Annotated in this window: 11 protein-coding genes and 1 pseudogene; 9 read left to right on the top strand and 3 right to left on the bottom strand. The window is 56.1% G+C overall.

The genetic code is table 11. The features are described 5' to 3' along the window. Positions 1-77: 77 nt before the first annotated feature. Together FYB76_RS19425 and FYB76_RS19420 are read right to left on the bottom strand one after the other, a co-directional pair. A pseudogene (locus FYB76_RS19425) lies at positions 78-443 on the bottom strand (chromate transporter); the annotation flags it as partial. Continuing rightward, positions 440-1,399 (bottom strand): chromate resistance protein ChrB domain-containing protein, encoded by a 960-nt coding sequence (locus tag FYB76_RS19420; RefSeq protein WP_050470039.1) that lies wholly within the window; start codon positions 1,397-1,399, stop codon positions 440-442. The gene FYB76_RS19420 and the pseudogene FYB76_RS19425, both read right to left, overlap by 4 nt. A 112-nt stretch (positions 1,400-1,511) precedes the next feature. Between FYB76_RS19420 and FYB76_RS19415 the strand changes: the two genes are divergently transcribed. The 3 genes from FYB76_RS19415 to FYB76_RS19405 are packed head-to-tail and all read left to right on the top strand — an operon-like array spanning position 1,512 to position 4,206. After that, a complete protein-coding gene (locus FYB76_RS19415; protein WP_050470040.1) occupies positions 1,512-1,781 on the top strand; it encodes a metal-sensing transcriptional repressor in 270 nt (89 codons plus the stop codon). A 9-nt stretch (positions 1,782-1,790) separates the two neighbouring features. Beyond that, positions 1,791-2,888, top strand: a complete 1,098-nt coding sequence (locus FYB76_RS19410; RefSeq protein WP_050470042.1) for a nickel/cobalt efflux transporter — start codon at positions 1,791-1,793, stop codon at positions 2,886-2,888. Positions 2,889-2,901: 13 nt separating this feature from the next. Further along, positions 2,902-4,206, top strand: a complete 1,305-nt coding sequence (locus FYB76_RS19405) for an MFS transporter (protein ID WP_050470046.1) — start codon at positions 2,902-2,904, stop codon at positions 4,204-4,206. A 221-nt stretch (positions 4,207-4,427) separates the two neighbouring features. On the opposite strand, the gene FYB76_RS19400 is transcribed toward FYB76_RS19405, so the two are convergent. Further along, positions 4,428-4,610, bottom strand: coding sequence for a hypothetical protein (locus FYB76_RS19400; protein WP_050470049.1), 183 nt, complete (start codon positions 4,608-4,610; stop codon positions 4,428-4,430). Between the two features lie 324 nt (positions 4,611-4,934). Between FYB76_RS19400 and FYB76_RS19395 the strand changes: the two genes are divergently transcribed. The 6 genes from FYB76_RS19395 to FYB76_RS19370 all read left to right on the top strand — a co-directional run bounded on the left by FYB76_RS19395 (position 4,935) and on the right by FYB76_RS19370 (position 12,287). Next, on the top strand, positions 4,935-6,038 hold the full coding sequence (locus FYB76_RS19395) for an efflux RND transporter periplasmic adaptor subunit (RefSeq protein WP_050470050.1): 1,104 nt from the start codon (positions 4,935-4,937) through the stop codon (positions 6,036-6,038). Beyond that, entirely contained in the window at positions 6,038-9,133 is a 3,096-nt protein-coding gene (locus tag FYB76_RS19390; RefSeq protein WP_061286720.1) for an efflux RND transporter permease subunit, read from the top strand. Before FYB76_RS19395 ends, FYB76_RS19390 begins: the two co-directional genes overlap by 1 nt. Then, on the top strand, positions 9,126-9,428 hold the full coding sequence (locus tag FYB76_RS19385; RefSeq protein WP_050470052.1) for a DUF3240 family protein: 303 nt from the start codon (positions 9,126-9,128) through the stop codon (positions 9,426-9,428). The genes FYB76_RS19390 and FYB76_RS19385 overlap by 8 nt, the downstream gene beginning before the upstream one ends. Continuing rightward, complete coding sequence (locus tag FYB76_RS19380) at positions 9,425-10,666, top strand: TolC family protein (protein ID WP_050470053.1); 1,242 nt, start codon at positions 9,425-9,427, stop codon at positions 10,664-10,666. The genes FYB76_RS19385 and FYB76_RS19380 overlap by 4 nt, the downstream gene beginning before the upstream one ends. 70 nt (positions 10,667-10,736) lie before the next feature. Next, positions 10,737-11,693: a hypothetical protein gene (locus FYB76_RS19375; protein ID WP_050470055.1), complete on the top strand. Its 957-nt coding sequence runs from the start codon at positions 10,737-10,739 to the stop codon at positions 11,691-11,693. 63 nt (positions 11,694-11,756) lie between these two features. Then, the gene (locus FYB76_RS19370) at positions 11,757-12,287 is read left to right on the top strand and encodes a hypothetical protein (RefSeq protein ID WP_154134752.1); all 531 of its coding nucleotides are present in this window, start codon (positions 11,757-11,759) and stop codon (positions 12,285-12,287) included. Positions 12,288-12,317: the final 30 nt, after the last annotated feature.

Genomic DNA, 12,317 nt, shown 5'->3' with positions numbered 1-12,317 from the left:
ACTGAGCCGGGCCATCGTCCTTTGGGATGTCGGGCAACGGCTTAGCGTGCTTTATTTTCCGTTTTCTGAACCGACCCCCCATAGAACACAGCTTGCATCCAGCTAAGGCCGCCAAAATGCATGTAGGCCCAACCCAGCGCCACGACCATGAAGAACGACGGCAGAACGAAGGCGAGTCCGGCGATGGTGGCACCCCAGATGCGGTAGTGGACGTAGCCCAGGTAAATTTCCAGTTGGGCCGCTAGCGGCCCCGGTGCCAATTGCGCTAAGGCGAGCCCTTCCTTGTAGTCGGCATCGCTGATCCACTTGCGCTCTTCGACCAGGTCGCGGTGCATGTAGCCGACCAAGGCCACCGGGCCGCCAAATCCTAGGGTGCCCAGGCGCAGCATGTAGAGCGCCATTTGCCAGAGGGTGTACGGTATTTTTTCTGCGATGGCACTCATGGCGTTTCCTTGTTGCAATGAGCGTAGAGAGAATCGAGGATGGAACCGACTTCCGCCAAAAACGCATCATCGTCGGCCAAACGGGCACGCGCACCGGTCAGGATCGCTTCGAACCCGGCCGCTTCCGCCGGCGCCTCGCCACCGGCATCGAGCGCATGCACCAGGGCGGCCAGTTTGGCCATGCCTGGCGTCGAGGGGAGTTGGAAGCTGGCGACCAGCACTTCAAACGTCACCTTGTTACCAACGTGGGTGAACGTGGCGTCGTTAAAATCGAAGCCCAAGGCATCCACAGGGCAATTGGCAGGACTGTCCAGCCACAAAAAGGCCGCCTTGGAATCGATGAAGCGCTGGATCAGCCACGCGCTAGCCACCCGATCCACCCATAAATGGCGTCGCGTCGCCCAGGTACGCCTTTGGTAATCCTGAATTTGCAAGTAGGGAATGTCCCGTTCTTGCGGCTGCGGCTCGCCAGGCGACAAGATCGCATCGGCCTTCTCGGCGAAATCGGCCCAGGCAGCATTGGCGGCCAGGGCCGCTTCATTGGGGAAAAAATCGATGCGCTCGATCGCTTCACGTTCCTTGGCCAGCTTCTTGAGCGTCTTGGCGATATCCGCCGTGGCTTGCGACATCAGCGACTTCTTGGCCTCCACCACCATTTCCAGAAATTCGCCATATTCCTTGGCACGATCAAACCGTGCCAGGAAGGCCTGTTCATCGTCTGCGTTCCGGGGAACCACCTTCACTAGCCAGGCTTCGCCGCCTTCGGCATTGGTTTGGTCGACCAGTTCGGCCAAGGTGTCGGCATGCCCGGGGCGTTCGGGAAGGAGATAGGCGCCGTCGCGCAACGGGACGCACCCCAGGGCCTTGATGGCCCGCCAAAGGCGCATGCGGGCGGTGGCGCCGGTGGTGGGAAGGCTGGCAATGAGGAGGTGCCAGTGTGTCGATGTAGTATTCATGTATAAAACTCTACACCATGTAACGAAAATTACAAAGTTAACTTTAAGGGCATTGCTATCGTGCTGATTAGCAATCGTGATATCCTATCCCCCCCGATAGGATAAATATGCGATGAGCACCCACGCCTCCCATTCCGACATCATCAAACGCCTGAAGCGGGCCGAAGGCCATCTGCGCAGCATTATTGCCATGATGGAAACAGGACGCAGTTGCCTGGATGTCGCCCAGCAGTTGCAGGCCGTCGAAAGCGCTGTCGGCAATGCCAAGCGCACTCTGATCCACGACCACATCAGCCATTGCCTGGATCACGCCATGCAGTCAGACGGCCAGGACGCCGCCGAGGCGGTACGCGAATTCAAAGAAATCACCAAATACCTCTGAGGCACCTCCATGATCGATATCGCAGGCCTGCTCCAGCAAGGCGCCGGCAACATCTGGCTGTTCATCCCCAGCGCTATTCTCCTGGGCGCGCTGCACGGCCTGGAACCAGGGCACTCCAAAACCATGATGGCTGCTTTCATTGTGGCCATTCGCGGCACCGTCTCGCAGGCGGTGCTGTTGGGCATCTCTGCCACGCTGTCGCATACGGCCGTGGTGTGGCTGGTCGCCTTAGCCGGCATGTACTTCGGCAGTCAGTGGAGCGCGGAATCGTCGGAGCCTTACTTCCAGGTCGCCTCCGGCGTACTGATCATCGGCGTGGCGCTTTGGATGGCGTACCGAACTTGGCAGCAGGCACGTGAAGAGGTGCATGGCCATCATCACGACGAGACCAAGTGGATCAATACCGGCCATGGCATGCTGCGTGTCGATATCTTCGAAGAGAATGTGCCGCCGCGCTTCCGGTTATCGACCGAGCACGGCATGCATCGCTGGCCAGCCGCTGGCGTCGAGATTCACACAACTCGCCCAGATGGCACCGAACAGACCTTCAAGTTTGTCGACAAGGGAGCATTTCTGGAGTCGATCGATGAGATTCCCGAGCCGCATGAGTTCAAAGCACAAGTGTTTCTGTCGCACGGCGGTCACTTCCACATTTATGACGTCCAATATGAAGAGCATCACCACCACGATCATGGCGATGATGGACTGGACGTATCGGATGGGACGTACCAGGATGCTCACGAGCAAGCCCACGCGAACGACATCAAGCGGCGGTTCGCTAATAGGGACATCAGCACCGGCCAGATCGTCATGTTCGGCCTGACCGGCGGCCTGATCCCGTGTCCGGCGGCTATTACCGTGCTGCTGCTGTGCCTACAGCTGAAGAAGGTTTCCTTGGGCGCAGGCCTGGTGCTGTGCTTCAGTATCGGTCTGGCGCTGACCATGGTGGCCTCGGGTATCGTGGCAGCCCTGAGCATCCGTCATGTCAGCAAGCGCTGGTCGGGTTTCGGTACATTTGCCCGCAAGGCGCCTTACTTCTCCAGCGCAGTCATTATTATGGTGGGCTTGTATGTGTTCTATCACGGCTGGATTGCACTGCCGGCTTAAAGAAGGAAATACCATGTTTTCCGTATTTCGAAACCGCAGTTACCGCCACTTATTCTTGGCGCAAGTGATTGCGCTGGTGGGTACGGGACTTGCCACAGTTGCGTTGGGCTTGTTGGCTTTTGACCTCGCAGGAGATAAAGCCGGCACGGTACTCGGGACTGCATTGGCGATCAAGATGATCGCCTACATTGGCGTGGCGCCGATCGCGTCCGCGTTTTCCGAACGCCTGCCGCGACGCACTACCTTGGTGACCCTTGATCTCATTCGCGCCGCTGTGGCCATTTCGCTGCCATTCGTTACACAGATTTGGCAGATATACATCCTGATCTTTGTGCTCCAGTCGGCATCGGCTGCCTTCACTCCGACTTTCCAGGCCACCATTCCTGATGTGTTGCCGGAGGAGGACGAATACACCAAGGCCTTGTCACTGTCGCGCCTGGCCTATGACTTGGAAAGTGTCGTCAGTCCGATGCTAGCGGCTGCACTAGTGAGCGTGATCAGTTTTCACATGTTGTTTGCGGGAACTTCAATCGGATTCATCGGATCCGCTTTGCTAGTGGTCTCCGTCGTGTTGCCAAAAGCAAAGCTATCACCACCCCGCGGCATCTACGATCGCACGACCAAGGGCCTCCGGACTTACCTGGCTACGCCCCGATTGCGTGGCCTTCTGGCACTCAATCTAGCTGTTGCTGCGGCGAGCGCGATGGTGATTGTCAACACCGTGGTGTACGTCCAGGCCAGGTTCGGGTTGACGCAGACGCAAACTGCTTGGGCTCTCGCCGCTTTTGGTGGAGGCTCGATGGCGGCCGCTTTTATCTTGCCGGGCCTCCTAAAAAGCATTTCTGATCGTACTGCGATGTTATCCGGTGCTTCGGTACTGATAATCGGCCTATTCGCGGGTAGTACAGTAGACTCGTATCATTGGATGCTAGTACTGTGGGGGTTGCTGGGTATCGGTTACTCCTTGACGCAGACACCGTCCGGGCGACTGTTACGTCGATCCTCGTCAGCGGAAGATCGGCCGTCTCTGTTTGCCGCGCAATTCGCACTGTCGCACGCTTGCTGGCTAGTTACTTATCCGGTTGCGGGCTGGCTCGGAGCGCGTATCGGCTTGTCGCTAACATTTGTCGTCCTTGGTTTGATTGCCCTAGTGGCTGTAATTGCCGCTGCAAAACTATGGCCCGCTGTTGATCCTGAGCAAATAGAGCACGAGCATGCAGATTTAGATGAAGAGCATGTGCATCTCGCTGGGGGCGGAAAGCGTCATTGCCACCATTACGTCATCGATGACTATCATCGTGACTGGCCTCATCCATGACATGGCTCAAGATAATCGCTTATATCACCATTGTGCTGGTGCTATGCTTCAGCCTGTATTTTTTGTTGCAATACATCCTAATGGATTAAATTAAGGATGTTTTCTACCCCTGATAACGGTTGAGAACTAGCAGGCCTTAACGGATAATTTGAAATATTCAGCACTTAAAATGTGCTTTATCCAATTTTATGAAAAGAACCATCTGCCGACGTGTTGCTTTACTAATGCTCGCGATTTTTATTGCGAACATTGGCATTGCGCACTTGCGCACGCAATGGCTTCATCATGATCTGGATCACACCCTGAATGGGAAACTTGTTTCCTTGATGGATCAGCATGCCGACGAAGATGATCATGGCATTCTCACCGGCGCAGAACATCAATTGCTGCATGCTGCGGATCACGGGCAGCCCCTTCCTGCCTCCATGTCTGCGACACTGCAGGTATGGGCGTTAGCTACCATCCTGATCTTTTCCTTACTGGCTTCCCGTGTTCCGGAGTCGGTATTTCCTGCGCCATTCCGGCCCCCTCGACGTTCGTCGATCTAATTCCTTCGCCATTTTTTTGCGTCAGTAATCCTGGCGACTTGGAGTGACCCGCCGTTCGGGGGCTGTCTTCGTCAGCTCGGCCATCGCTGCATCGCGTCTCAACATTTCTCGCAGTGAACTAATCCGTCTGCCTCTGGGCTGCCTTGTGTTGCCCGGACGGATGGAGATCAGGACATCCATATGAAAACACCTGCTTTCGTCGGGCGACTTGCTCTTGCCATTCTCATCTTCCAAGCATTGTCGGCCCATGCAGCCGACAGGCCAAAATCATTCTCCATCACCGATCAACAGATTAAGGCACTGGGTATTCAGCTCGTGCGGCTCGATCAGCAATCCGAAGCGCTGGCAGTACAGTATCCCGCCCAAATCACCGTGCCGCCTGATCGCGAGCAAATCATTAGTTCTCCGCTGGCCGGCATGGTATCGCAGATTCTTGTACGTCATAACGAGACCGTGAAGCAAGGTGCGCCGCTACTGCGCGTCGTGAGTCCGGACTTTAGTCAGTTGCAGATGCAGTTGATGACAGCGAATGCAAAGTACAGCCTGGCCGCGCAAAATGCTCAGCGAGAGAAGGCGCTCTTTGATGAAGGCATCATTGCCCAGCGCCGGGTGCAGGAGTCGCAAGCCGCGCTGCAGGAGAGTGAGGCGGCCCTGTTCCAGGTCAAAGCAGCTCTCCGTATGGCAGGTTTTATGGACAGGCTGGGCACCGCCGGCACGGTCGAGGATGGTTTCATTCTACGCGCCGCCAAGGGCGGTATCGTGACTGATATCGAGGTCAAACTTGGGCAGCGTGTTGATGCCAGTACGCCGCTGATGCGCCTGACACAGGCTGACGTATTGACAGCAGATATCCATGTTTCTGCTTCGGATGCAGCCACTTGGCGTGCCGGGACGCCGGTGAAGGTCAAAGGCATCAATGTCAAGGGCAAACTCCTTAGCGTTGGCACCAGCGTGGCCGCGGGCAGCCAGAGCGTGACCTTGCGCGCCTCTCTGGAGGGCGGCCAGGGAGCGCTGCTGCCCGGCCAATTCGTGACCATGGAGCTGATGCCTGAGAAAACACCCGGTAGCTGGGATGTTCCGCTATCCGCCATCGCGTACGACGGGGATTATGCGGTTGTCTTCGTGCGCACGGCAAAAGGATTCGACGCCCGTCCGGTTAAGGTGCAAGCTAGCGCAGCTCAGCGTCTGCGTATCCTGGGCGCGCTGCAACCCAATGAAAAAATTGCCACTAGCGGCATCGTTGCCCTGAAAGGCGCGTGGTTGGATGACAAGGGAGGGAAATAATGCTCGCCCGACTTATCCAGTTCTCCCTATCCCAGCGACTGTTCGTGTTGCTAGGGGCACTTATGCTTGCCGGAGCCGGATGGTTTGCGTTCACCCAACTGCCGATCGATGCATTCCCCGATGTATCCAGTACGCAGGTCAAGGTAATCATGAAAGCGCCCGGCATGACCCCCGAAGAGGTCGAGAGCCGTATTGCAGTACCGATCGAGGTGGAAATGCTTGGCATTCCCAAGACCAAGATCCTGCGCTCGGTGACCAAGTACGGACTGGTCGATGTCACGATCGACTTCGAAGATGGAACCGACCGCTATTGGGCACGCCAGCAGGTTAACGAGCGCCTTGCCGGGATCGCAGAGTTGCTTCCTCAGGGAATCAGCGGCGGCATGGCCCCCGTGACAACACCATTAGGTGAAATGTTTATGTTCACCATCGAAGCGGATGGAATGAGTCTGGCGGACAAGCGCAGTTTGCTCGATTGGGTAATTCGTCCCGCGTTGCGTACGGTCCCAGGCGTAGCGGATGTAAATTCATTGGGTGGAATGGTCCGTTCGTTCGAGATCATCCCCGATCCACTCAAACTTGCCAGCGCCGGTATCACGATGGCGCAACTGAAAGATGCATTGCGCAGTAATAACATGAATGATGGTGCCGGACGCCTGTCTGAAGGTGGCGAGGTTCTCCTGGTCCGAACCGAAGGCAGTATCCAGAATCTGGATGACCTGCGTTCCGTTGTCGTCACCGTTAAGGACCGCTCGCCCGTGCGTGTCGGTTCATTGGCCGAAGTTCGTGTCGGAACGATGACACGCAATGGTGTGGTCACCAAGAGCGGACAAGGCGAGGCGGTGCAAGGGCTGGTATTGGGGTTGGCCGGCGCCAATGCACAAAAGGTAGTCGAAGGAGTCAAAAAGAAGCTTGAAGAGATCCAGTCGACTTTACCCAAAGGGGTAACGCTCGATGTCTTTTATGATCGGGCCTCGTTGGTTGATAAGGCGGTAGGTGCGGTTTCTCGTGCACTGCTGGAAGCGACCATTTTGGTTCTGGTACTGCTCGGACTGTTCCTCGGCAACGTGCGGGCAGCAGTAACCGTCGCTTTAGTACTACCGCTCGCGGCTCTTATCACATTCATCCTCATGCGCAGCTTTGACATGTCGGCCAACCTTATGAGCCTGGGAGGGCTGACGATTGCGATCGGTATGCTGGTGGATGCAGCAGTGGTGGTAACTGAAAACATCGTGCAGCGGCTGGCCGACGACAAGAGTGACGGAAAACTTCCCAGATTGCATATCGTATATCGGGCCGTAAAGGAAGTTGCAGTGCCCGTGACATCTGGAATCCTGATCATCATCACCGTATTTTTGCCGTTGCTGACTTTGCAGGATCTGGAGGGCAAGTTTTTCGCGCCGGTGGCAATGGCTATCGTTTTCGCGTTGGCCGGCTCCCTGCTGCTTTCCTTCACCGTCATTCCCGTCATCGCATCTTATCTCATCAAGAATGTCAGCCATGAAGAACCTTGGCTGCCGCGTAAGCTGCTGCAAGCATATTCCCCTTTGCTTGAATGGGTACTTAGACATCAGCGGGTGGTATCGATTGGCGCAGTCCTGATGTTGGCGCTGGCTGGCGTGCTCTACACGCAGGTAGGCAAGACATTCATGCCGACCATGGATGAGGGGAGCTTGATTGTCGGCATTGAAAAACTCCCCTCCGTGAGCCTGGAGGAAAGCGCAGCAATTGACTTGAAGATTCATCAGGCACTGATGAAAGAGATCCCGGAGGTGACGGGAGTGGTGGCGCGCGCCGGTTCCGATGAGATTGGCTTGGATCCAATGGGTCTTAATCAGACCGACACTTATCTGCTGCTTAAGCCGCAGAGTGAGTGGCGCATGAAGACAAAGGACGAGTTGCTGGCAGAAATTCGCAAGGTCCTGGATACCCTGCCTGGCATCTCTTACAGTTTTACCCAGCCTATCGAAATGCGCGTCTCCGAGATGATCATTGGCGTACGGGGCGACATTGCGGTCAAAATATTCGGCCCCGACCTTGAACAGCTCAACTCATACGCGACCCAGGTTGAACAAGTGCTCAAGACCATCTCCGGCAATCAGGACGTATATACGGTTCAAAACGATGGGGTGCAATACATGCGGGTGATCGTCGACCGTATGCAGGCAGGCCGCTTGGGCCTCTCGGTGGAAGACGTCCAGGATGCGCTGCGGGTGCAGATCGAGGGCCAGCAGACAGGCACGGTGATCGAAGGCAACCGTCGTACCCCCATCCTGTTACGTGCTTCTGAATCGATTCGGCTGTCACCTGCCGAGTTTTCGGCAGTTCGTATCACTGGAAAAGATGGTATGACGGTTCCTCTGTCCAGTATTGCGACTCTGGAGCGCGCGGCTGGACCAGTCAAAATCGACCGGGAGATGGGTAGCCGCTACAGTGTTGTTATCGCCAACGTCAGCGGCCGCGACCTGGTGGGCTTCGTGCAAGAAGCGCAAGCCAAAGTGGCGCAGAAGCTGAAATTGCCAACCGGCTATCGTATGAGCTGGGGTGGGCAGTTTGAAAACCAGCAACGTGCTGCGGCCCGTTTGGGCGTAGTAGTGCCCATTTCGCTGGGATTGATCTTCGTACTGCTGTTTGCCACTTTCGGGTCGATCAGGCAGGCACTGCTTATTCTCAGCATCATTCCGTTCGCGCTTGTGGGTGGCATCGTGGCCTTGTGGCTGACCGGTGAGTACCTGTCTGTTCCTGCTTCGGTGGGCTTCATCGCCTTACTCGGGATTACGGTGCTCAACGGTGTCGTTCTCGTGGGCTATTTCAATCAGCTGCGACATGAGGGAATGCCGTTGCGCGAAGTCGTAGTCACCGGTGCCAAGCGACGTTTGCGGCCTGTGATGATGACCGCGTCCATCACGGCGTTTGGCCTGATTCCGCTGCTGTTCGCAAGCGGTCCCGGATCCGAGATCCAGCGCCCGCTGGCCATCGTGGTCATTGGTGGCCTAATTACTGCAACCGCATTGACCCTGATGCTATTGCCTATCCTCTATCTTAAGTTCGCTGGCGCCGACAAAGAACCCAGCCAGGAGATCAAGCATGTCTGATTCCATCATCACTATCTTATGTCCACGCAATCTTGAAGAGCAATTGCTGGATTCATTGCTCGTCGCGCCTGACGTCGCTGTGTTTACCAGCGTAACCGTGGCAGCACACGGGGTTGAGCGGGAACGCCTGTCCGCGTCCGAACAAGTTCTGGGGCGTGCGGTCATGACGCAAGTTCAAATCCTCTGCACTGAGCAAGCCAAAGATAAGTTGCTCTCCGGTCTGAAAAACACATTTGCTCGTTCGGGGCTGCGCTACTGGGTGACGGCCGTGTTCGAACAAGGAGAATTTGCATGAATCTTCGTAGCACTTTACTGACAGCGCTCTTTCTGCCGTTGTTCGCGCAAGCCCAAAGCTCCCCCGGCATACCGGACGGTCCGATCCCGGCGCTGGTTGCGCGCCCCCTGTTGGAACAGGATCCCTCCGTTGCTGCTGCGCGGGCCACGCTGGATGCGGCACGTCGAGAATCCAATATTCTTGACGCATCGCCCTATGAATGGACGGCGCGCGCTACCGGCCAGCGCCGTCGTGTCGAAAACGAAGCGAACTCGAATGAGTGGAACGTCGCTCTGGAGCGCACGATCCGCCTGCCCGCCAAGGCGTCGGCAGACCGCAAACTTGGTCAGGCGACGGTGGATGAAGCCGAGGCGCGCTACGGCGAAGCCATGCACGAGGCTGCGCGCGATCTACTGGAGTTATGGATGGCCTGGTTGCAGGCCAATGCCAACTATGAACTCAGCAAGAGCATGCAGCAGTTTGCGGTAGAAAATCTTTCTGCCGTACAGAAGCGTGCGAAAGCCGGTGATGCCGCCAAGCTCGATGTGAGCCTGGCGCAGTCCGAGTTGGCGGAACAGCGTCGACAGACCAACGAAGCCAAGCTTGGTGCTTCATTGACATGGACACAACTGCATAGCCGCTTCCCAGGTTTTGATGGACAGTTCTCCAATTTCCCCAACATCTCCGCGCTGGCGCAGGATTCTGGTTATTTACAAGCCCGAATTCGCGAGCAAAGTGACCGGTTTAAGGCTGCCGAGGCCGCATGGCGAAGCGCAGATGCACAAGCACAGCGCAGCAGAGCCGAACGGACGCCAGACCCCACTCTTGGGGTCTTCAGTGGATCCGAGGCGCGCGGCAGGGAGCGACTCGTCGGCGTATCGATCAGCATCCCGATCCCGAGTGGGTCCCGCAGCGAGAGGGCTATCCAAGCGACGCATGTGGCGGAGGCCAAACGCCAGGAACTTGAGGCTATTCGGAGGCAGATCGGCGCCGAAATCGATTCATCGATCATCACTGTGCAAAGCAACTACGATGGCATGCTACTGGCAGAGGAAAGCGCGAACTCCATGCGTGAGAACGCGCGTCTGATGCAGCGAGCCTACTTGTTGGGTGAGGGCGATTTGCAAGGATTGTTGCTTACCCAACGCCAAGCCGCCACTGCCCAGCAAGGGGCATTGGGAGCCAAGACTTCGGCGATCAGGAGTTATTACCAACTATTGATTGACTCTCATCTGATCTGGGGGCTGGAACAGAACTGACCTGAGCGCCGCCGGCTGATCGATGGAATGCTTGGCAGACGGCCCGGGATATGTATGTTCACGTCTATAGATGATGAAGACGCCCCAAGATATCGTCCGCTGGTTGGCAACCAGACCCAAACTGATGGATCTCTGTAATGAGTTTCCAGAACAATGGGAAATCGCCCAGCAGCAATTGAACGAAGTGATTACAACAGGCAGTCCCGAGGATTTGAGGCGACTGACAGAGAATCCGCCCGAGTGGCCACGGCATCGTAAGGGTTTTCGGCAAGAGGTGCTAACAAAGGCCATGTGGGAGGCGACATACAGGCAGGTTCGATATCAGATGATTTGCTTGGCCGTGAAGGACTGCAGTTTGTCGTTGGCAAGCGGAAATGCCAGAGGAAAAGTGCGCTTCAACTTCTGGAACGGGGGGCTTGCTCAGTGGCTGCTATTCTCCCGCGGGTTGGAACGGAAGATGGTCAGCTTGCGACTATTCAGGCTGATCTGGCCCTTGTTGGGCCAGCGGGAGCTTCTGATGCCGTTGGTATCGTCTAAGGGGATTTACTGTTTTTACAGTCGCGATTTCGTCAGGACTCTTGCAAAGCTGATCGGCCCTAGAAAAACGCTGGAAATAGGTGCGGGCGACGGAACTCTGACACGCTTCTTAAAGGGATGTGGAGTGAAGGTTACCGCAACCGATGATTACAGTTGGGGCCACCGGATAAAGTATCCCTCTGACGTAGTGAAATGCGATGCGGTCTCTGCCCTTGAGCGGTATGCGCCAGAAGTCGTAGTGTGTTCGTGGCCCCCGGCAGAAAATCCGTTTGAGCATCATATTTTTCAGACATCCAGCGTACAGCTCTACATCATGATCGGAAGCCAGTATCAAGTGGCGAGTGGAAGTTGGGGAGCCTATTCTGAACAAGAGAACTTTGAGATGGTGGAGGCAGCAGAATTAGCGAAAATGCTGATCCCCCCTGAGTTGGGATCTGCGGTCTACTTATTCACTCGGATAAAAAGTGTGAAAAATGAAAGCAGAAAATGAATTCCTTCGATTTTCGGTGAGATCGCTTAAGTCGTGTGACGGAGTGCCCCAGTTCGGTGGGGTATGCGCGTCATCTTCAAGGTATTGATATGGGTGAGGTTAATGATGTCTATTCTGTCTAATTTACTTGAGGCCACCAAGGTGGTGCACGCCAGGCACAGCAAGATCGCCGCCTATGTCAGCGCACTCGTGGCGATTCCGATCTTGGTTGCTTGTGCCCATACACATCCGGGCGTCGCCCACTGTACCATTCTGCTGCAGTCCAGCCACTGCGTTGAAGTACCGGTCGAAGAGGAAGTCGTGGCGGCACAGGCCCGTACACTCAATTCAGCACCGGTTGGAAAAGTGGCGATCTACGTGTTGCGGCCCTACGCACAACAGCGCAACACCGTTTCGCAAGTCTTCGTCGACGACCGTCTGGCGGCGACGCTAGGCCCGATGACCTTTTTCCGCATCGTGGCTGAGCAAGGCACGCATCGGATTCGAATTGAAACAACGGGGGTGGCGAACCGGGAGTATGAGATTTCCGGCGACGCTACTAGGGGTCTCTTTGATTCCCGTGCAATTTGCGACGGTAGGTGGATCCAGAGCTGACGCGGCTTTCCGGTCGATTGCATTCAATTT

The organism is Herbaspirillum sp. CAH-3, from assembly GCF_009668275.1.
GTDB classification, from domain to species: domain Bacteria; phylum Pseudomonadota; class Gammaproteobacteria; order Burkholderiales; family Burkholderiaceae_D; genus Herbaspirillum; species Herbaspirillum aquaticum.
Note: the sequence above shows the minus strand (reverse complement) of the source record. Positions and strands in the feature narration are given on the sequence as shown.